Below are 19458 nucleotides of genomic sequence, written 5' to 3'. Positions count from 1 at the left end.
AGCAGGATTCCCCGCGGCGCGCCGCGGCGGCGGCCGACTCGCATCGCGTCGCCCTGGCCTGCCCCGACGCGCCCTCCATGAAACGCAGGAGCCGGGCTGGCCCGGTCCCGCTGCGGCCATGCTGCCCCCGCCGGTATAATTTCGCAATGTCAGAAGTCGCCATTGAAGCTGCGCGTCGTCGCACTTTCGCCATCATCTCCCACCCCGACGCCGGCAAGACCACGCTCACCGAAAAGCTGCTGCTGTTCGGGGGCGCGATCCAGATGGCCGGCTCGGTCAAGGGCCGCAAGGCCGCGCGCCACGCGACGTCCGACTGGATGGCGCTGGAGAAGGAGCGCGGCATCTCCGTGACCAGCTCGGTGATGCAGTTCCCCTACGAGGGCCGCATCGTCAACCTGCTGGACACCCCGGGCCACGCCGACTTCGGCGAGGACACCTACCGCGTGCTCACCGCGGTGGACTCCGCGCTGATGGTGATCGACGTGGCCAAGGGCGTGGAGGAGCGCACCATCAAGCTGATGGAGGTGTGCCGCCTGCGCGACACGCCGATCATGACCTTCGTCAACAAACTCGACCGCGAGGGCAAGGACCCGATCGAGCTGCTGGACGAGATCGAATCCGTGCTGGGCATCCAGTGCGCGCCGGTGACCTGGCCGATCGGCATGGGCAAGCGCCTGAAGGGCGTGGTGCACCTGCTCACCGGCGAAGTGCACCTGTACGAATCCGGCCGCAACTTCACCCGCCAGGACTCCACCATCTTCCCGTCGCTGGACGACCCGCGCATGGAAGCCGCCATCGGCGCCGCCATGCTGGCCGAAGTGCGCGAGCAGCTGGAGCTGGTGCAGGGCGCTTCGGCAGCGTTCGACCATGCCGAATACCTGGCCGGCAGGCAGTCGCCGGTGTTCTTCGGCTCCGGCGTCAACAACTTCGGCGTGCAGCCGCTGCTGGACTTCTTCGTGCAGCACGCGCCCGCGCCCGGCACCCGCGCCACCACCAGCCGCGAGGTGGCGGCCTCGGAAGGCAAGCTCACCGGCTTCGTGTTCAAGATCCAGGCCAACATGGACCCGATGCATCGCGACCGGGTAGCGTTCATGCGGGTGTGCTCGGGCAAGTTCAGCGCCGGCATGAAGGCCTTCCACGTGCGCAGCGGCAAGGAAGTGAAGCTGGCCAACGCGCTGACCTTCATGGCCAGCGACCGCGAGATCGCCGAAAGCGCTTTCCCGGGCGACGTGATCGGCATCCACAACCACGGCACCATCTCCATCGGCGATACCTTCACCGAAGGCGAGAAGCTGTCGTTCACCGGCATCCCCAGCTTCGCGCCGGAGCTGTTCCGGCGTGCGCGCCTGCGCGACCCGCTCAAGCTCAAGCAGCTGCAGAAGGGCCTGGCCCAGCTGAGCGAGGAAGGCGCCACCCAGTTCTTCAAGCCGCTGATGAGCAACGACCTGGTGCTTGGCGCGGTCGGCGTGCTGCAGTTCGACGTGGCGGCGTACCGCCTCAAGGACGAATACGGCGTCGAGGCGATCTTCGAGCAGGTGCAGGTGGCCACCGCGCGCTGGATCCGCTGCAGCGACGCCAGGAAGCTGGAGGAGTTCCGCGAGAAGAACGCGCTGAACCTGGCCATCGACGCCGCCGGCGAATTGGTCTATCTGGCCCCCAGCAGGGTCAACCTGCAGCTGGCGCAGGAGCGCGCGCCGGGGGTGGAATTCCTCGCCACCCGCGAGCATGCGCAGTCAACGGAACCGCGCTGAAGACCAGCGTTTTGGACATCGTGAACACCCAGACCCGAGGGTTGACGCAAACATGAAGCTTCCGGTGCCTTTCCTGCAATTGCCGCTGCGTTTCGATGCCGGAGTGCTGGCGACGGAAATCGAGTCCCTGGGAGAACACGTCTGGCGTGACCACCCGCAGAAGTTCCCGGGCAACTCGATGCTCCCCCTGCTGGCGGCCGGGGGAGACCCCGCCAATGAATCCTTCATCGGGGAAATGGCGCCTACGCCGGAGTTGCTGCGCTGCCCCTACCTCCTCGAAACAATCGCCAGCCTGGGGGCGGTGGTCGGGCGTACCCGGCTCATGCGCCTGGCAGGACAGGCGGAAGTCACCCGCCATGTCGACCAGGGCTACTACTGGACCGACCGGGTACGGGTGCATGTCCCCATCGTGACGCAGCCCACGGTGCGCTTCGAATGCGGCGGTAAAACCATCCACATGGCAGCGGGCGAGTGCTGGATTTTCGACACGTGGCGGGAGCATCGGGTCGAAAACGATGCAAGCCGGTCGCGCATCCATCTGGTCGTCGATACGGTGGGAGGGCCGGGATTCTGGGACCTGGTGGCACAGGGGCGCCCGCATGACGCTCCTGTCGCAGGCTGGTCCGCGCGCTTCATCGCACCGGACGGCCCGGCGTCCACGCTGGCGCGGGAGCGCTACAACATCCCAGTGGTGATGTCGCCATGGGAGATCCATTTCCGCTTGCACGGCCTACTGGACGAAGCCGACCAGTCGATGCAGACCACACAGGACGCGCGCAACGCAAGCGATGCATTCTTCCGCGACTGGCGCAGCCTGTGGGTGCAGTTCGCCGACTCCGGCGAAGGGCTGGAACAGTACCGGGATGCCCTTTACCGTTTCCTGGAGGGCATTCCGCCTGCCGTCGGCGCCTTGCCGCTGCGGAACGGAACGCGCTGGGTCGATGGGGTATTGGCCCTGATCGGCAAAATGGCGGTGCGCCAGGTCCGCTGATGCCCTCCCGGGCCAGCGCTATAGCGCGCGCCGGTGCGGATCCATCGCCAGAAACGGCGCCAGCCACTCGGGATCCGGCTGGTCGGCGTCGTAGTACTCGAAGATGAGGTGGATGCGATCGGTGTCGCCGTCGTTGCGCACCGCGTGCGGCCCGAGGTTGTTGACTTCAACCGCGCTGCCGACGGGGAAGTGGTGAATCGTGTCGCCGATCTGGAACCCCACCTGTGGATTGGTCAGGAGTGGCACATGGATCTTGTGCGGCCACTTCGCGGCCGGGTTCGCATCGATATGCGGCTGGATGACGCCGCCCGGTGCCATTCTGGCCAGCATCACCCGGGGAAATACCCCGCGGGCATAGCCGTAGTCGCGCACCGATCCATGCAGGACCGGCTCCAGCAAATTCCGCCACTCCTTCCACAGCTGTCGGTCATGCGACCCCCGCCAGTCGCGCGTGCTGTCCACGAAGCGAAAGACAATATGGCGAGTGCGGTCCAGCGCTTCGAACTTGTTGGGCTTCTCCGCGTTCTGCGCATCCCATACCGCTTCGGGAATCGCCAGGACCGCCGACCGCAGGGCTTCGATGTCCACCACCCCCAGCTGGCGGACCGAGGACGTCTTGCGCGGGTTGGGTTGCGGCTTCGGAATGTCGACCATGGCGGCTCCTAGAACGCGTAGGCAAAAAGCTTGAAGTCGTCCGCATAGCGGCGCTCCACCTCCGCCTTCAGCTCGGCATCGTAGTACTGGCGATAGTCTCCTCGCCTGCTGCTGTTGACCTGGTCGAGTTGACGCGTCGCGATTCCGATCCGTTCGCAGACCCGGTCATACGAAGCCTGCATGTCCTCGACCCGCCCCACCATGTCGGCCAGCAGCACGCCGTCGGCATCGACCAGGAGCGCCGATTGCGGCTGGAACAGGATGTGTTGCTCGGGAGGCTGCAGGAACAGGAAATGGCGCATCACCGCCTGCGGGGAATGCTGGAAGGCATCCGTGTCCCGGCTCATGAAGGCGCAGTAGGAGACGAAGCGATCATATGGATTGCGCACGAACGCGAACTTGAAATATTCCCGGAAGCTTTCCTCCCCCAGGAAGGGGCGGACCTGCGCCAGGGACAGATGGCCATGGCGTATCGCAGCCAGTTGTTCGTAGGGAAAGCGCTTGTTCACGAACAGTCCAACCTGTTCGATGTCCTCGTTCCCCATGTGTTCCCGAAGCGCCTGGCGGACGGAATGGGTGCCGGTTTTGGGAACAGCCGCGAAAATGAAGCGATGCTGGTGCGAAATGATCATCGGGCGCGGTGCGGGTATGCCGCCGCGGAGTCTAGCAGCAGCAAGCCCGATGCAGTTGCCGCGCTTCCCCCGTGCGGGCGCCGCGGTGCAAGCTCGAAAATGGAATGAATCCGCGGCCAATGCAGTCGTGGGCATTCTGAAAGAATGCGGGAACGACCGCCCGGCTTCACCATGGGTTGATGGCGCAGCGGCCAAGCTCGGGGCGTGAACGTTTCCGCATCCCGGCAGACCGATCCCGGGGCTGCACGCCGTCCGCCACGCGTGCGCCACCCCAGGCTGATGGCGTTCGGCGCACTCACGCTGGGCGTCCTGGCGCTGGTCCTGCTCTGGGACTGGAACTGGTTCAAGGGACCGATCGAACGCCGCGTCAGCGCGCAGACCGGGCGCGAGTTCCGGATCGATGGCGATCTCGACGTAGACCTCGGCAGCACCTCCACCATCAGTGCCGGCGGGCTGCGGCTGGCCAATGCCGCATGGGCACGCGAGCCGCAGATGGCGCGAGTGGACAGGCTGCAGTTCGACCTGCGGCTGTGGCCGTTGCTGCGCGGCGAGCTGCAGATCCCGCGGATCGCGCTGGTGCGCCCGATCCTGCACCTGCAGCGCAGTCAAAAAGGTCTGCGCAACTGGGATTTCGGCAGCCCGGCTGGGAGCGCCCTGCCGGCATTCCGCAACGTCCACATAACGCAGGGGCAGTTCGGCTTTTACGACCCGGCCCGCAAGACCGACGTCCGGCTGGCGCTGGACAGCCAGGCCCGCGGCATGGGCAACGGCGAGCCGCCGATCTCGGTTGAAGGGGGCGGCCAGTGGAGCGGCAACACCTTCACCCTGTCCGGCACCGCTGAATCCCCGCTGGAACTGCGCAAGGCGCGGCGCCCGTACCGGATCGACCTGCGCGCAGCCGCGGGCGCGACCCGTGCCCACGCGCGCGGTACATTGCTGGACCCGCTACGGCTGCGCGACTTCGATCTTGAACTGGCGCTGCGCGGCAAGAACCTCGCCGATCTGTATCCGCTGATCGGCGTGGTCACCCCCGACACGCCGCCGTTTTCGCTCGATGGGCGACTGACGCGCGACATCGCCGACGGACGCGCAACATGGCACTACGACGGGTTCAGCGGCAAGGTCGGTGACAGCGACCTCGGCGGCGATGCAGCCGTCACCACCGGCGGCCCGCGGCCGCTGCTGGAGGCCGACCTGCAGTCGCGCCGGCTGGACTTCGACGACCTCGCCGGCTTCCTGGGCGGCGCGCCGCAGGCGAACGAATCGACCAATCCGGAGTTGGCCGCGCGCGCCGCCAAACAGGCAGCCAGTTCGCGCGTGCTGCCGGACAAGCCCTACGAACTCGAGCGCCTGCGCGCGATGGATGCGGACGTGCGGTTGAAGGCCCATCGTATCAACGCGCCGTCGTTGCCTCTGGACGACATGGAGGCGCACCTGCTGCTGGATGACGGGCTGCTGCGTTTGGCGCCGCTCAACTTCGGCGTGGCCGGCGGCGAAATCCGCGCGACCATCCGCATGGACGCACGACGCACGCCGATCCACACGCGCGCTGATGCGAACGTGCGCGGGTTGGCGCTGGCGCAACTGCTGCCCACGCCGGAGGCGGCTCAGGACGCCATCGGCCGCATCGGCGGCAACGTGGCACTGACTGGCAACGGCAACTCCGTGGCCCGCATGCTCAGCAGCGCGAACGGCGAAGTCGCGATTGGCATGGGCAGCGGCCGGATCAGCAACCTGGTGATGGAACTGGCGGGGCTGGACGTGCAGGAAGCGCTCAAGTTCCTGCTGACAAAGGACCGACGCGTGCCGATCCGCTGCGCTTGGGGCGACTTCGCGGTGGCCGATGGACTGATGACCGCCCGCAGCCTGGCCTTCGACACCACCGACACCATCCTGGTCGGCGAGGGGCGCATCAGCCTGCGCGACGAGACGTTGGACCTAAAGCTGCGGCCGCGCCCCAAGGACCGCAGCCTGCTCGTGTTCCGTTCGCCCCTGCTGGTCGGCGGCAGCTTCCGGGACCCCTCGTTCCGCCCCGATCTCGCCCGCGTCGGCCTGCGGGCGGCATTGGCGCTGGCGTTGGCCAACATCGCCCCGCCCGCCGCGCTGCTGGCGACGTTCGAGCCCGGCCCCGGCAGGGATTCGAACTGCGGCGGGCGTTACGCGCGCTGAGCCATGGCCGGCGGCGGCCGGCGCCGACGTTGTACCCGGAGCCGCGGCATCCTGCCCGCCGGCTACGAGGCCAACGTGGACACCAATACCAAGAACACCCTGAAAGCACAGATCACCGCGCTCTCCGCAGCCAACACCGGCTTCAAGACGATGCTGGGAATGCCGCCGCCGATGGTGATGGCGGGGATGCCGCCGATGCCCGTGTCGCTGCAGCCTGCGCTGGCCCCGTACCTGGGGGCGATGAAGACCCACGCCGACAACTACGACAAACTGCTGAAGCTGCTCGCGGACGTGATCGACAAGAGCTGATCCGCCGGGCGGCGGCGCCCGCGAGCCTCAGGAGGCGATGTAGCGCTGCAGCTGGTCGATATCGCGCCGCTGCAGTTCGATGACGGTCTTGACCAGGTCGCCGATCGACAGCACCCCGATCACTTCGCCGCCGTCGACCACCGGCAGGTGGCGGATGCGGCGGTCGGTCACCAGCTGCATGCAGTGGTCGATGCTGTCGCCCGGCGCCACCGTCACCACCTCGGCGGTCATGATGTCGCGCACCGGCGTGTCCCGCGACGAACGTCCCTGCAGCACGATCTTGCGCGCGTAATCGCGTTCGGAAAGGATTCCGGCCAGGCGCGCGCCCTGCATCACCAGCAGCGCGCCGATGCCGCGCTCCGCCATCAGCCGGATGGCATCGATGACCGGCGCCTCCGGCCCGATCGCGATGATCTCAGGCGACTTCGCCTCCAGCAGCTGCCGCACCGTGCGCATGGCGGACTCCTTTCGACTCGGGAAGAAGATCAGGATGCCGGCCCGAGGATACTCCCTCCGCAGGCCGCCAGGCGTCGACGAGATACAGCGGGCGCTGCTTGGATTCCTCGTAGAGCCGGCCCAGGTATTCGCCGATCATGCCCAGCGCCATCAGCTGCACGCCGCCCAGGAACAGGATCACCGCCATCATCGACGGCCAGCCCGCCACCCGGTCGCCCCACAGCAGCGCCTTCAGGATGACCCAGCCGCCGTAGCCGAACGCGAACAGCGCGGTCGCAAGGCCCGCATAGGTCGCCATCCGCAGCGGCACGGTGGAAAAGCCGGTGATGCCCTCCAGCGCGAAGTTCCACAGCTTCCAGGCGTTGAACTTGCTGCGCCCGGCCGCGCGCGCATCGCGCTGGTAGGGAATCGACACCGCGTTGAAGCCGATCCAGCCGAACAGGCCCTTCATGAAGCGATGCCGTTCGCGCAGCTGCCGCAGCGCCGCCAGCGCGCGCGGCGACAGCAGCCGGAAATCGCCAGTGTCGCGCGGCACCGGCGTCTTCGACAGCGCGCCGATGACGCGGTAGAACACGTGCGCGCTGGCGCGCTTGAACACGCCCTCGCCCTCGCGGGCAACGCGGGTGCCGTGGACGTCATCAAAGCCTTCCCGCCACTTCGCCACGAACTGCGGCAGCAGCTCCGGCGGGTCCTGCCCATCGGCATCCAGGATCAGCGCCGCACCGCGCTCGACCCGATCCAGCCCCGCGGTCAGCGCCGCCTCCTTGCCGAAGTTGCGCGACAGCCGCAGCAACGCCACCCGCGCGTCCTCCTGCGCGAACCGCTGCAGCAGCGCCCAGGTGCCGTCGCGGCTGCCGTCGTCGACGTACAGCACGCGCGCTTCCAGCCCGTCGCGCTCGGCCAGATCCAGCGCCGCGCGGATGCGCGGATGCAGGCGCGGCAGGGCATCCTCCTCGTTGAAGGCGGCGACCACCAGGGTCAGGCAGCGGTCTTCGGGCGCGAGTCCATGCATGCCGGGAAGTATGCCAGCCGCTCCCTCCCGCGCGGCCGCCCTGCCCTGAACTTGCTCCCGGCGCAGCTTCGGCCACCGCCGGAATGCCCCGATCGCGGGTGAACCCCGCCCCGCAGCCGCGCGCGCATGGCCCGCATGCGCCTAATCCAGCGTGCGCAAATAGCCCGCACCGCCGATCGCACCCATCTGCCGCTGGATGGCCTGCGCCCGCCGCTGCACGTACGGCCCCGGCCTGGCCGCGCTGTAACGCTTCGGACTGGGCAGCACCGCCGCCAGCCGGGCGGCTTCGGCGCGGCTGAGCCGCGAGGCGTCCTTGCCGAAGAAGCGCCGCGACGCGGCCTGCGCGCCATACACGCCGTCGCCGAACTCGGCGATGTTGGCGTACACCTCCAGGATCCTTCGCTTCGGCCACAACGCCTCGACCAGCGCGGTGTACCAGACTTCCAGCCCCTTGCGCAGCCAGCGGGTGGGTCCCCTGCCCTGCCACAGGAACAGGTTCTTGGCGGTCTGCTGGCTGATGGTGCTGGCGCCGCGGAGGCGCTTCACCGGCGCGCCGCGCTTCTCCGCGCGCGCGCGCATCTTCTCGTTGTGGGCCTGCGCCTTTTCGATGGCGGCGAAGTCGAAGCCGTGGTGGCGCGCGAAGTTCTGGTCCTCCGCGGCCACCAGCGCCAGCGGCAGGTTCGGCGAGATCGCCCGCAGGTCGCGCCAGTCATGGGCGATGCGGAAGCCGGGATCGCCAGCCAGGGCCGCGTCCACCCAGCGCGCCAGCATGAACGCGGACAGCGGCGGATCGAGGAACCGCAGCGCCAGCACCTGCAGCACGCTGAACGCCACGAACAGCAGCGGCAGCTTCCACCACCACCCGCGCAGGCGCCGCTTCCGCTTTGCCCCGCTCATGCGACCGCGCCTTGCGATCGGCACCCACGCACCCCATTTCGATCCATCATTCCCCCTCGCTGCCCGCCCATTATCCGCACGCGGGCACCTCCACGGTATCCACATGAGCATGATCCCCGACGCGCAGCTGCGCTTCCTGCTTCCCGCTGCCGGCGTCCGCGGCGTCGCCGTCCATCTTGGCGAAACTTGGCGCAGCATCGCCGCGCGCGCCGAATATCCCGCCGCCGCCGCCGAACTGCTGGGCGAGGCCAGCGCCGCAGCCGCGCTTTTCACGGGCCACGCCAAGGTGGATGGCCGACTGTCGGTGCAACTGCGCAGCGCCGGCGCCATCGGCACCCTGTTCGCCGAATGCACCGCCGCCGGCACGCTGCGCGGCATCGTCCGCCTGAACGAGTCCGCCGGCGCGCCCGCGCGCGACCTGCGCGCCCTGGGCGCCGACGCGCTGCTGGCCATCACCATCGAGAACCCGCCGCTGGGCAGCGGCGAGCCGATGCGCTACCAGGGGCTGGTGGCACTGGCGGCGGAACGGCTGGATATGGCGTTCGAGGACTATTTCCGCCAATCCGAGCAGCTCCCCACCCGCCTGTTGTTGGCCTGCGACGGCAATCGCGCCGCCGGCCTGCTGCTGCAGAAGCTGCCGGGTGAAGAGGGCGACGAGGACGGTTTCCGCCGGGCCAGCGCCTTGTTCGACACCCTGGGCCACGCGGAGTTGCTGGCGCTGCCGCCAGCCGACGTCGTCCACCGGCTGTTCCACGAGGAAGGTCCGCAGCTGGTCGGCGAGAAGCCGCTGCGCTTTGCCTGTTCCTGCTCGCGCGAACGCGTGGAAGGCATGCTGGTGTCGCTGGGCCGCGACGAGGCCGATGCCGCGGTTGCGGCCGGCGATGGCAGGGCCTCGGTCCTGTGCGAGTTCTGCGGCCAGGGCTACGGCTTCGACGCCGGGGAGATCGACGCCCTGTTCAGCCGGGAAGCCAGCAGCCAGCCCGCAGCGCCAGGCCTGCAATAGTGCCGGCGGGCAGGCCGGACCACCCTGCCCCACCCGCCCTCGGCTGGCCGATGCGGCGGGGAGCCGTCGCGCTATTGTTAAATAAACATAAAGGGGCTAGGATTTTCCTGCACGCTTTCGTTTCACCCGGGGAACTTCGGCTTAACGAGCCGGTCACATCAGCATGACCCTGCGCCTCCTGCCACTTGCCGTCGCCGCGCTTGCCCTGGTGTTCGCCAGCGGCAACGTCGATGCGCAGGCGAAAAAGGCCAAGCGCAGCGACTCCCGGGTCGTGCCGGTGCTCAACCGCGACAGCCTCAAGCTGGAAGCCGTGCTGCTGCTGGAACCCGCCACGGGCGGCACCGGCGCAGGCGCGCGCTGGCGCTTCGGCAAGACCACCCTGGAAGCCACCTACGGTCTGCAGACCGGCGATTCGCTGGCGCTGCTGTGCGACCGCCGCAACGGCATGGCGCCGGCCATCGGCCAGCTGGCCAGCAACTGCGTACTGGCCTCGCTGGAAGGCGACAAGCCCGGCTCCAACAGTCGCCATGCCAGCGCGGGCGTCAGCCTGGCGCGCAACGGCGGCAAGCTGGGGCTGAGCTTCGGCAATGGCCGCGATACCCTGCCGGCTTGGCTGGCACCCGGCCAGATCGGCGGCGCGCGCTACAGCCAGAACGATTTCTCGCTGTTCGCGGAAAAGGCGATCAGCCGCGAAGGCTTCGTCAGCGTCGGCGGCACCGTCGCCCGCGCCCGCCTGGTTCCGGCAGCCGATGTGCCGGAGATGGCAGACCAGTGGAATACCCGCAGCCTCAGTGTCGGCGGTGGCTACGGCGCGTTCGGCGCCAATATCGTCGGCCGGGTGGTCAACGTCCCGGGCGAAAGCGAGGTCTGGAAGGGCCTGGGCCTGGGCCTGACCTGGCGCACCCCGTGGAACGGCCAGCTCAGCGTCGGTGCCGACAATGTCGTCACCCGCGGCAAGAATCCATTCCCGATCAAGGGCAATCCGGGCGAAGAAGGCACCGTGCCCTACGTGCGCTACCAGCAGGACCTCTGAGGCGCTCCCTTGGCACGGCCGCCCGGCCGCGCCCCCGGTTTCCGGCACGTTCGCCGCTCATCCGAAAAAAAGGCCGCATCGAAGGATGCGGCCTTTCGTGTGGCGGCGCCGACCCCGACCGTTACGGCATGATCAGGCGTGCGTCGCCGGAGAAGGTCTGCAGGCGCACATCACCCCTGCCCGCTCCGTAGCGCATGCGGAAGCTGGAACCGGGACCGAATTCCTCCTTGCGGATCTTCGCGCCAGGCGCGGCCAGGTCGCCACTGAAGCTTTCGCCCGAGACCTGCGCCGACAGGCTCGCCGGCAGACGCAGGCGCAGATCGCCACTCACGCTTTCCATGCGGATCTCGCCGTCCTCGGCCAGCCCCAGGGTCAGGTCCATGTCGCCGGACACCGAACTGGCGGAGAGCTTGCGCGCACGCTCGCCCAGCGTGTCGAGGCGGATGTCGCCCGACACGCTTTCCAGCGCGATGGTGCCGCCCAGCCGGCCCTGCACCGCCAGCTGGCCACTGACCGTCTCCGCCCGCAAGCTGGGGCTGTTCATCGCCAGCCGGATGTCGCCGCTCACCGAACTGATTTCGCCGCGTCGCGGCGCGCCGTTGGCGACGATGTCGCCGCTGACCGATTCAAGCTCCAGCTCGCGCGAAGCCATGCCGGTGACGCCGATGTCGGCCGAGACGGTTTCAATCTCCAGGTCCGCCAGCAGCGGCATATGCACCACCAGATGGCTCGGTTCCGCAGCACGGTTGCGCGACGGGTACTGGACCTTGATCCGGAGCACGCGGGCATCGCCTTCGACCGAAAGCCGTTCCACCCCGTCACCGAGGGTGCCGGACAGTTTCACCTCCGGGCGCTCCCACGCGACCACTTCGACCTTGCCCTTGAGGTTCTCGATCTCGACCCGGCCTCGCGCGTCCAGGGGGCGGGTCTGGCTGATCGGGGTTGCCGCCATGGCCGGCAGCGCGGTGGCGCAGGCCAGCGTGGCCCACAGCATTCTGGCAAGCATTTGCATCGTCGGGGTCCTCAGGAAAAAAGGGCGCGGCGCGACAGGGCGAGCCGGCGGGCATAGATCTGGCGCAGCTGTTCCAGCAGCTGTGGCGACTGCGGGCTGTGGCGGAGGGCGGCCAGCACCTGCTGGGCACCGTGATCAAGCGCCTCCAGCCCCGGCTGCCAGCTGGCCGGCATCGCGCCAGCATCGAGCTCGCGCAGTGCTGCCTGGTAATGCAGGGTCAGCGCCTCCGCTTCGCTGGCCACCGGCGTGGTCCCGGCGGGCGCAGCCGCTTCCACCGCCACCGGCCGCGCCAGTTCCGGCGCTCCTTGCCGGGCCAGGCCCAGGGCCAGCAATATCGACGCCGCCATGGCGAAAGGCCAGATGCGCTTGGCCGGGCGCGCCTGCGCCGCCTGCGGGGACAGCCTTGCCGAGATGCCCGGCCAAAGATCCCGCTCCGGCTCGATAGCCCGGCGCAGCGCCTGCAGCGCCATTCGCAGCGAGGCCTCGCCAATGTCGTGTTGTCCGCTCATGCCACTTCTCCGATCCGCGCGCGCAGCAGTCCCCGCGCGCGATGCAACTGCGCCTTCGAACTTCCCACCGCCATGCCCAGCTCGCCGGCGATTTCCTCGTGCTTCCAGCCTTCGACGTCGTGCAGCACCAGCACCGCGCGCGCGCGCGGCGGCAGGCTGGCGACCGCGCGCTCCAGGTCGCGGCCGAGCACGGCGCGGCCGGCGGTGTCCGGGGTTGCCACCGTTTCCAGCGCGTCGTCGTCATCCTCGGGCCACGGGCGGCTGCGGCGTGCGCGCATCTCCATCAGCGCGGTATTGACCGCCAGCCGATGCAGCCAGGTCGACACCGCGCTCTCGAAACGGAAGGCCGGCAGCGCCTGCCAGGCGCGCACGAACGCCTCCTGGGTGAGATCCTCCGCGCGGGTCCCCGCCTGCCCGACCAGCCGCACGATCACCCCATGCACGCGGCGGTGGTGGCGGCGGTAGAGCTGCTCGAATGCAGACACGTCGGCACGCGCCGCGCGCCGCGCCAGCCGGGCGTCGTCGTCGGATTCAGTGGCCTGCGGTAGCGGCATGGTCTGCATCAGCATGCCCACTGTGATGCGGGCACGCCGGAATTGGTTTAAGACTCCCGATCGGGAACATCCACGCCCCCCGCCCGCAGCGCATCGATCAGGGGGTGCAGGTACGCCGCGTAGGGCTCCCATTTCGGCCGCTCGCGTCGAACCACTCCTTCCCGAACCTGGACCGCGCTGGCGGTGGCTACCGACCGCCGGCTGCTCCTCGGATCCCGCATCGAGTCGCGGTACTCGATCCCGCAGAAGGCCGCCACTTCCCGCATGGTGGCTTCCGGGTCCTGCACTAGCCGCGAGTACGACACGTCGAGGATGCGCCCGGGAAACATCCCATGCCAATGCGACATCAGCCGGCGGTACTGGAGGAAGTAGTCGGCCAGCTCCTGCTGATCGTATGAGTACGGATTCGCGTCGGAGAAGAGCTCACGCAGGTTGGAGAAGCAGGTTTCGAGCGGATTCCGCACCAGGTGCAGGATCTTCGCCTGCGGAAGGGCCCGGCAGATGAAACCCGTGTTGAGGAAATTCGATGGCAGCTTGTCGGTGAAGAACCGCATTCCACCAAGCCGCCATGCCACTCCCGCCATGTAACGCCTGCCCACTTCGGGCAGATTCACCTGTCCGGCCCTCGCGACCACGACCCGGTCGATCACGCCCCTGCAATGATGGTCGGTGGCCTCGCGCAGCGCGGACGTGAAGTCATAGAGTTCGCCAACCCCGAGGACCTGCCCGCTCGCATCCAGCAACTGCTCCAGCAGCGTGGTCCCCGAGCGGTGCATGCCCACGATGAAGATGGGCACGCTTTCCTCCGTACACGCGGTAGAGGGCCGTGGCGGGCAAGGCGCCTCCAGCAGCGCATCGATCAGCGCGCGGGTATCCGCCGCGTCGTAGCGCAACATCGAGCGCTTGGCGGTGCAGCCTTGCTGCAGCGCCTGCCACGCACCGGCGACGTCGCCAAGGTCATCAAGCTCCTTGTGCAGGGCAAACGCACCGTAGGCCACGTCGGCGGCACCGAGCCCCACCCGGGACAGCAGCATTCTCAGCTCCCCGGCATGGTTGGATTCCACGGTCTGGCGCCGCAGCCGGGACAATGCCCACCAGGCAGGCATCAATCCCGGGATCCGGCGGACACACCAGTTGAAATCGTCCTCCGCACCGGGAATATCGCCGTGCTGCGCGCGCATCTGGCCACGCGCCATTCGGGCGGCGATCGATGATGGATCGATTGCCACCGCCCTTCCCGCGCACTCAAACGCAAGGGCGTGGTCATTCAGGTTGCTCAGCTGCACGGCGGATGTCGCGAGCAGGCCAGCGTCCGCGCGCGGAGCCTCCAGCAGCCCCCGAGCGACCTTGCGTACCCCCTCCGCATCGTTGAATGTGCGAAGGCGCGCGATCAGGTCGGCGACGTCGTCGCGCGTGTGCAACGGCAGGCCCTTCGCCCTGCCAGCCGCGGCCCTTGCCGCGCGGTAGTGGCCGAGGAACGATTCCGCGTAGGACAACTCAAGCCACAACCGGGCCGACTGCGGCGGGACGAGGGCGAGTTGTCGCAGGCCCGCGGCCGCCGTCGCCCAATCCTCGCGCCGGACGGCTTCGTCGACCTGCGCACGCAACTGCTGGGGCATCAGGCTCCGCCTCCTTCCTGCAGCGCGTTACAGCGAAGCACCCAGCTCCCGCAACCGGTCGGCGAATGGCCGGAGCCTGGCTTCATGGTGTCGCCATTCCCCAACTCCGCGCTGATGGATCGGCGAGCGGATCTGGGAAGCACTTGCGGTAGCGGAGGGGCTCGCGTTGCGCGTGATGTCCACGAATGCAGGATCGAACTCCAGCCCGCAGAATTCGAACACCGCTCGCCCGACGGTGATCGGGTCCTCCACCAGTGACTCGTAGGACACCGCGAGGAAATTGGACGGCAATCGTTCCTGCCAATGCGCGACCACCGCCTGGAAGAGTGCATAGCGGTCCGCCAACTGGCGCTGATCGTAGCTGTAGGCAAAAGCCCCGTTCTGGAACAGTTGGCGAAGGTTCGAGTAGGCGGTGTCCATCGGGCCGCGCACCAGGCACAGGATCTTCGCTTGCGGCATCGACCGGGCGATGATCCCTGCGACGAAGACATTGCTGGGGGACTTGTCGATCACGCAGCGAACCCCGTCGGCGTAATACATCCCCGTCCGCCGCATGTAGGCCTCTGCGATCTCGGTGGCAGGAATACCTCCCACCCGTGACGCGTCATCCGGCTTGAGCGGAAGTTCGATGAAGCGATCCATGGCCTGCGACAGGGCATGCTCCAGCGCAGCCAGTTCGCCCGCATCCGCGACGGCCGGGTGCGCGGAAACGATCCGGCTCAACAAGGTGGTGCCGGTTCTCGGCATGCCCGTGATGAAGATGGGCACCCGTCCTGCTGCATCGGGCTCCCCGGCTGCTTCGGCGGCGCCGGCTGCCGCGGGCTCCACGAGTGAATCCGGGAGACGGGTGGGCGGCAGGAAAGGGCTATGCATCAAGGCCGCCCCCTTCTCCAGTTCCGCCCATGCCGCGTCGCGTTCGTCGGCGTCGTCCAACTCCTTGTAAAGCGCGTAATGCAGCATTGCGCGCTCCAGACTGTCCTGGCTCCGACCCAACGCGGAGCGAATGCGATCCAGCCTGGCGCCGGGAACACCGGATGGCGCGTGGTAGGCAAGCGACCAATGCGCCAGCGCGAAATCAGGGGCCATCCGGATGCATTCCTCGAATGCGCGACTCGCCTCCTCTCCGCGGCCCAGATGCTGGAGGGCCATGGCTCGCGAATACGACAGCCTGTGGTCCTTGCCACCCCGCCGCGCCACCAGATCAAGCATCCGCAGCGCCGCGGGCGGGTCTCCGCAGAGCCACAGCTGCTGGGACAACACCACCGATTGCCCGAGGACACGGGGGTCGTCCCAGTCGGACTGAAGGATCAGGCCGCGCACCAATTCACGCTCGTCGAACACGAGCATGTTGGCGGTGACGAAGGCAAGTCCCTCCCAGCGCCGTGTCATCGAAATCGTCGCGCCAGCTTCCAGTGCGTGGCGCCGCGCCTCGCGGTAACGTCCAGTCCGCTGTTCAAGCTCGGAAAGCTTGACCTGGACCATGATCTGGCGCGGGCTGTTCGCCAGGATTTCCTGATAGGCGCTACGCGCCGAATCCAGGGCGCCCTCTTCTTCATGCTGTTGGGCCGCGTGCCAGAGTACTTCGAGCTGTTCCGGGGTCATGTGCGCCTGTGCGTACTTCGTGTCGCGATGATCACGACGGTATCAAAAAAAGCGGCCGCCCGAAGGCGGCCGCGAATCACTTATGAAACGTGGAGCTTAGAAGTCGTACTGGACCATGAAGCGGACCGAACGCGGGGTCTGCCACGCGGTCGGGGTCAGGTACGTATTGGCGACCGGAACCGGGTTGCCGCTGGCGTCTTCGCCGATTTCGTTCACCGAAACCGGCTTGTCCGCGTTGAGGACGTTGAACACGTCCATCTTCAGCTGCAGGCCCTTCATCCACGTCGGCCTGTAGGACAGGTTCAGGTCAAGCGAGGTGGTCCACGGCGTGCGGCCGACGGTACCGCGGGACACGATGGTGTCGCCGTTGTTGCCGTTGGCATTCGGTGCACCCGGGTCGCAGGAGAAGTGGATGTTGCCGTAGTGGCTGACGTCCAGACCCTTGTACACGCCGATGCAGCTGATCGGACGGCCCGACTGCACCAGCAGGTTGGTGCCGATCGACCACTCTTCGCTGATGTCGTAGTTGCCGAACAGCTTCAGCGAATGACGACGGTCGTTGGGCGTGTAACCGTAGGCGCCGATCATCGCGGCCAGGTAGTCGAAGTCCGAGGTGGTACCGGTATCGGCCTGGCCGTTGTCGGAGCGCACGCCGCCTTCGGTGTTGCCGATGGACTTGGCGTAGGTGTACGAGCCCTGCAGGAACATGCGGTCCCAGTTGCCCTGCACGAAGAACTCCAGCGCGGTGTACTTGCGCTTCGACTTCAGCGAGAGCTGGTCGCCCGGGATGGTCTTCTCGGTGGCGACGCCGTCACCGTCCCAATCCGCCAGGATCACCGCATCCTTGCCCGGGTTGAACAGGAAGCAGTAGTTGAACTTCGAGCCCGGACCGTTGCCTTCGACGTAGTTGAACAGGGTCGCGTAATCGCAGTTGTCATCGATCGCGGCCTTCAGGTCGCGACGGATGGCGCGGACACCCAGCGAGAGGTTGTCGGTCAGCTGCTTCTGGAAGCCCAGGATGAACTCGTCCTGGTACATCGGGCTGAGGTTCTTGATGGCATAGCCCGCAGCGAACTTCGGGTTGCCGTCTTCACCGTTCAGATAACGGGTTGCACTGCTACCCGTCGAAGGATTCACGACGCGGGTCAGGCCGGTGGGTGCACCCGTAGCCGGGTCCACGCCGGTGTAGGCGTAGTAGATCTCTTCGTACAGCGACGCGGAGGCGGCGCGGGTGGCGACGCCGGCGGTCAGCGGCAGCGCGTAGCGACCGGCGTTACCGAAGACCTTGAAGGTGGAGTCGCCGAAGACGTCCCACGAGAAGCCCAGGCGCGGCGCGAACTGGTTCTTGATCTCGACGTACTTCTCGCCTTCACCGTTCAGGTTCTGGAACGTATCCCAGCGCATGCCGAGGTAAGCGATGAAGTTGTCGGTCACGCTCCAGCTGTCTTCGATGTAGTACGCGCGCTGGTCGACGCCGACGTTCGCGCCGGAGCGGAAGCTGCGGTAACGCACGCGGTTGCCGGTCGGGCCGCAGGTCGCGGCAGTGGCGTTGCACGACTGGTAGACGTAGCTCGCGCCGCCGCTGTAGGCGACGCCGTCGAGCGAACGGAACTTGTCGTTGTCGATGCCGAAGCGCAGCAGGTGGTCACCCAGCACCCACTCGGCGTCGATACGCCACTGGTCGCGCTCGTCGAGGGCGTCGCGGCGGCCGAGGGTATTGATGAACGAGCAGCCCTTGATCGCGGCAACTGCACCGGTCGACACGCCGGTACGGCTGTCGCTGATGATGGCGCAGCCCGCGACCGGGCCGGTCAGGTTGCCGCTGTATTCCTGCACCTGGCCGTTGGCGGAGACGCCGTAGTTCGAACGGCTGAACTCACCATGGCCGTAGAGGGCGGACAGGGTGAAGTTGTCGGTCAGGTAACCGGTGTACTTGGCCACCCAGCTCTCACCGCCCGCCTCGTTGAAATCGGTACCCTTGTAGGTGCCGAAGACGGTGGTCGGGTTCGGACCGATGGTGACCCGGCCGGTAGTCGAGTTGGTGGTGCTGTCCGGGAAGCTGGCGGTGTAATAGTCGTCTTCGAACTTGCGCTTGTCGGAGAAGGCGGTCAGTTCAAGGCTGTGGTTGTCGTTGATCTGCCAGTCAACCTTGGCCAGCCACTGCGGACGCTTGCTCGAGCTGTCCAGGTTCACGGTGCCGAAGCGGCTCGTGTACGACTCGCTGGAGGTCTTGCCGTACTGGATCAAACCGTAGGCGAACAGGCGATCCTTGATCAGCGCACCACCCGCCCACACGGCGGCGGTGGCTTCCGAGCCCTTGTCCTTGGAGTTGTTGGAAACCCACAGACCGTTGTTGTAGTACAGGTCCGGGTTGGTTTCAGCCAGCGAGGACGGCTCCTCCCAGTAGATGCTGGCGCCGGCCTTGAAGTCGTTGGTACCGCGCTTGGTGATCATGTTGATCACGCCGCCGGTGGAGCGGCCGAACTCGGCGCCATAACCACCCGTCTTCACCTGCGACTCGGCGATCGATTCGAACGGGATCTGCGCGAAGTTCAGGTTCTTGAAGGTGTTGGTGACGTTGAAGCCGTTGATGTAGTACTGGTTCTCGGCGACCGACGAACCACCGAACGACGGCAGCGAACCGAAGCCCGCGTTGGCCGCGCCACGGACGGTGCCGGGGGCGAGCAGCGCGACGGAGGTGATGTTGCGCGGGACCGGGATCTTGGCGACCTGCTCGGCGGTCAGGATGGTGGTGGACTCGACCGACGAAATGTCGATCGGGTTCACCGCACCGGCGCCGACCACGGTGACGGTATCAAGCGTGGTGGCATCGCCGCTGGCGAAGTCGATGTTGGCGGCCGTACCGACGTTCACGGTCACGGCACGCGCAGAACCGCCGTTGCGGCTGATCTGGTACTGGCCGCTGGGCAACTGGGAGAAGCGGTAGGAACCGCTTGCATCCACGGTGATGGTGCGGTTGAAGCCGGTGGACGGGCTGGTGATCGTGATCGTGTCGCCAGACACGGCACGACCCGTCACCGCACCAGCGGTATTGGTCTGCGCCTGCACGCCGCCGACGAAGCACATACCCAGAGCGACGGTGAGCGCGCTCCGCTTCAGGCCTTTCGCAAGGTAGTTAGAAGCCATTTTGTTGTAACCCCCATAGGGACGAAGTGACAAAGGGAACAAGTACGCCCGACCTCAGACGGCCTGACTCGCCGACTATAGAACAGTCAACATTTATTTAACAACCCC

17 protein-coding genes are annotated in these 19458 nt (G+C 67.3%); 6 read left to right on the top strand and 11 right to left on the bottom strand.

Annotation, left to right across the window (positions count from 1 at the left end; translation table 11 throughout):
- Positions 1–146 precede the first annotated feature (146 nt).
- Both SPK54_RS04430 and SPK54_RS04425 read left to right on the top strand, forming a co-directional pair.
- On the top strand, positions 147–1751 hold the full coding sequence (locus SPK54_RS04430) for a peptide chain release factor 3 (RefSeq protein ID WP_330946720.1): 1605 nt from the start codon (positions 147–149) through the stop codon (positions 1749–1751).
- Between the two features lie 52 nt (positions 1752–1803).
- Entirely contained in the window at positions 1804–2742 is a 939-nt protein-coding gene (locus tag SPK54_RS04425; protein WP_330946719.1) for an aspartyl/asparaginyl beta-hydroxylase domain-containing protein, read from the top strand.
- 18 nt (positions 2743–2760) lie between these two features.
- On the opposite strand, the gene SPK54_RS04420 is transcribed toward SPK54_RS04425, so the two are convergent.
- Complete coding sequence (locus SPK54_RS04420) at positions 2761–3396, bottom strand: aspartyl/asparaginyl beta-hydroxylase domain-containing protein (protein WP_330946718.1); 636 nt, start codon at positions 3394–3396, stop codon at positions 2761–2763.
- Between the two features lie 8 nt (positions 3397–3404).
- Positions 3405–4028, bottom strand: coding sequence for a sulfotransferase family 2 domain-containing protein (locus SPK54_RS04415; RefSeq protein ID WP_330946717.1), 624 nt, complete (start codon positions 4026–4028; stop codon positions 3405–3407).
- A gap of 261 nt (positions 4029–4289) precedes the next feature.
- Between SPK54_RS04415 and SPK54_RS04410 the strand changes: the two genes are divergently transcribed.
- Together SPK54_RS04410 and SPK54_RS04405 are read left to right on the top strand one after the other, a co-directional pair.
- Positions 4290–6197: an AsmA family protein gene (locus tag SPK54_RS04410; protein ID WP_330946716.1), complete on the top strand. Its 1908-nt coding sequence runs from the start codon at positions 4290–4292 to the stop codon at positions 6195–6197.
- Positions 6198–6272: 75 nt separating this feature from the next.
- The gene (locus SPK54_RS04405; RefSeq protein ID WP_330946715.1) at positions 6273–6506 is read left to right on the top strand and encodes a hypothetical protein; all 234 of its coding nucleotides are present in this window, start codon (positions 6273–6275) and stop codon (positions 6504–6506) included.
- A gap of 27 nt (positions 6507–6533) precedes the next feature.
- Here the strand turns inward: SPK54_RS04405 and SPK54_RS04400 are convergent, their stop codons facing one another.
- The 3 genes from SPK54_RS04400 to mtgA all read right to left on the bottom strand — a co-directional run bounded on the left by SPK54_RS04400 (position 6534) and on the right by mtgA (position 8871).
- Positions 6534–6962 (bottom strand): CBS domain-containing protein, encoded by a 429-nt coding sequence (locus SPK54_RS04400; RefSeq protein ID WP_330946714.1) that lies wholly within the window; start codon positions 6960–6962, stop codon positions 6534–6536.
- Positions 6922–7974: a glycosyltransferase family 2 protein gene (locus SPK54_RS04395; protein ID WP_330946713.1), complete on the bottom strand. Its 1053-nt coding sequence runs from the start codon at positions 7972–7974 to the stop codon at positions 6922–6924. The genes SPK54_RS04400 and SPK54_RS04395 overlap by 41 nt, the downstream gene beginning before the upstream one ends.
- Positions 7975–8115: 141 nt before the next feature.
- Positions 8116–8871 carry a monofunctional biosynthetic peptidoglycan transglycosylase gene (mtgA, locus tag SPK54_RS04390; RefSeq protein WP_330946712.1) on the bottom strand — a complete coding sequence of 252 codons (756 nt, stop codon included), beginning with the start codon at positions 8869–8871 and terminating at the stop codon, positions 8116–8118.
- A 103-nt stretch (positions 8872–8974) separates the two neighbouring features.
- Here mtgA and SPK54_RS04385 point away from each other — a divergent pair, with 103 nt between their 5' ends.
- Entirely contained in the window at positions 8975–9874 is a 900-nt protein-coding gene (locus SPK54_RS04385) for an Hsp33 family molecular chaperone HslO (protein ID WP_330946711.1), read from the top strand.
- Between the two features lie 163 nt (positions 9875–10037).
- The gene (locus tag SPK54_RS04380; RefSeq protein ID WP_330946710.1) at positions 10038–10907 is read left to right on the top strand and encodes a hypothetical protein; all 870 of its coding nucleotides are present in this window, start codon (positions 10038–10040) and stop codon (positions 10905–10907) included.
- A 121-nt stretch (positions 10908–11028) separates the two neighbouring features.
- Here the strand turns inward: SPK54_RS04380 and SPK54_RS04375 are convergent, their stop codons facing one another.
- The 6 genes from SPK54_RS04375 to SPK54_RS04350 all read right to left on the bottom strand — a co-directional run bounded on the left by SPK54_RS04375 (position 11029) and on the right by SPK54_RS04350 (position 19290).
- Positions 11029–11919, bottom strand: coding sequence for a DUF4097 family beta strand repeat-containing protein (locus SPK54_RS04375; protein WP_330946709.1), 891 nt, complete (start codon positions 11917–11919; stop codon positions 11029–11031).
- Between the two features lie 11 nt (positions 11920–11930).
- Positions 11931–12428, bottom strand: coding sequence for a hypothetical protein (locus SPK54_RS04370; RefSeq protein WP_330946708.1), 498 nt, complete (start codon positions 12426–12428; stop codon positions 11931–11933).
- The gene (locus tag SPK54_RS04365; RefSeq protein ID WP_330946707.1) at positions 12425–12997 is read right to left on the bottom strand and encodes a sigma-70 family RNA polymerase sigma factor; all 573 of its coding nucleotides are present in this window, start codon (positions 12995–12997) and stop codon (positions 12425–12427) included. The genes SPK54_RS04370 and SPK54_RS04365 overlap by 4 nt, the downstream gene beginning before the upstream one ends.
- A 32-nt stretch (positions 12998–13029) precedes the next feature.
- On the bottom strand, positions 13030–14601 hold the full coding sequence (locus SPK54_RS04360) for a sulfotransferase (RefSeq protein ID WP_330946706.1): 1572 nt from the start codon (positions 14599–14601) through the stop codon (positions 13030–13032).
- A gap of 27 nt (positions 14602–14628) precedes the next feature.
- Positions 14629–16203, bottom strand: a complete 1575-nt coding sequence (locus tag SPK54_RS04355; protein WP_330946705.1) for a sulfotransferase — start codon at positions 16201–16203, stop codon at positions 14629–14631.
- A gap of 96 nt (positions 16204–16299) precedes the next feature.
- Entirely contained in the window at positions 16300–19290 is a 2991-nt protein-coding gene (locus SPK54_RS04350) for a TonB-dependent receptor (RefSeq protein WP_330946704.1), read from the bottom strand.
- Between the last annotated feature and the right edge of the window lie 168 nt (positions 19291–19458).

It is taken from the genome of Thermomonas sp. LB-4, from assembly GCF_036409385.1.
Classification (GTDB): Bacteria; Pseudomonadota; Gammaproteobacteria; order Xanthomonadales; family Xanthomonadaceae; genus Thermomonas.
The sequence above is the reverse complement of the archived record's forward strand: the minus strand, read 5'-3'. Positions and strand labels throughout refer to the sequence as shown.

What these genes read in the sequence shown, in the direction of transcription:
- SPK54_RS04420 (WP_330946718.1), bottom strand. Translation starts at nt 3,396, where the DNA reads ATGGTCGACATTCCGAAGCCGCAACCCAACCCGCGCAAGACGTCCTCG.
- SPK54_RS04425 (WP_330946719.1), top strand. Translation starts at nt 1,804, where the DNA reads ATGAAGCTTCCGGTGCCTTTCCTGCAATTGCCGCTGCGTTTCGATGCC.
- SPK54_RS04365 (WP_330946707.1), bottom strand. Translation starts at nt 12,997, where the DNA reads ATGCTGATGCAGACCATGCCGCTACCGCAGGCCACTGAATCCGACGAC.
- SPK54_RS04430 (WP_330946720.1), top strand. Translation starts at nt 147, where the DNA reads ATGTCAGAAGTCGCCATTGAAGCTGCGCGTCGTCGCACTTTCGCCATC.
- SPK54_RS04395 (WP_330946713.1), bottom strand. Translation starts at nt 7,974, where the DNA reads ATGCATGGACTCGCGCCCGAAGACCGCTGCCTGACCCTGGTGGTCGCC.
- SPK54_RS04350 (WP_330946704.1), bottom strand. Translation starts at nt 19,290, where the DNA reads ATGTGCTTCGTCGGCGGCGTGCAGGCGCAGACCAATACCGCTGGTGCG.
- SPK54_RS04415 (WP_330946717.1), bottom strand. Translation starts at nt 4,028, where the DNA reads ATGATCATTTCGCACCAGCATCGCTTCATTTTCGCGGCTGTTCCCAAA.
- SPK54_RS04400 (WP_330946714.1), bottom strand. Translation starts at nt 6,962, where the DNA reads ATGCGCACGGTGCGGCAGCTGCTGGAGGCGAAGTCGCCTGAGATCATC.
- mtgA (WP_330946712.1), bottom strand. Translation starts at nt 8,871, where the DNA reads ATGAGCGGGGCAAAGCGGAAGCGGCGCCTGCGCGGGTGGTGGTGGAAG.
- SPK54_RS04355 (WP_330946705.1), bottom strand. Translation starts at nt 16,203, where the DNA reads ATGACCCCGGAACAGCTCGAAGTACTCTGGCACGCGGCCCAACAGCAT.
- SPK54_RS04380 (WP_330946710.1), top strand. Translation starts at nt 10,038, where the DNA reads ATGACCCTGCGCCTCCTGCCACTTGCCGTCGCCGCGCTTGCCCTGGTG.
- SPK54_RS04360 (WP_330946706.1), bottom strand. Translation starts at nt 14,601, where the DNA reads ATGCCCCAGCAGTTGCGTGCGCAGGTCGACGAAGCCGTCCGGCGCGAG.
- SPK54_RS04385 (WP_330946711.1), top strand. Translation starts at nt 8,975, where the DNA reads ATGAGCATGATCCCCGACGCGCAGCTGCGCTTCCTGCTTCCCGCTGCC.
- SPK54_RS04370 (WP_330946708.1), bottom strand. Translation starts at nt 12,428, where the DNA reads ATGAGCGGACAACACGACATTGGCGAGGCCTCGCTGCGAATGGCGCTG.
- SPK54_RS04375 (WP_330946709.1), bottom strand. Translation starts at nt 11,919, where the DNA reads ATGCAAATGCTTGCCAGAATGCTGTGGGCCACGCTGGCCTGCGCCACC.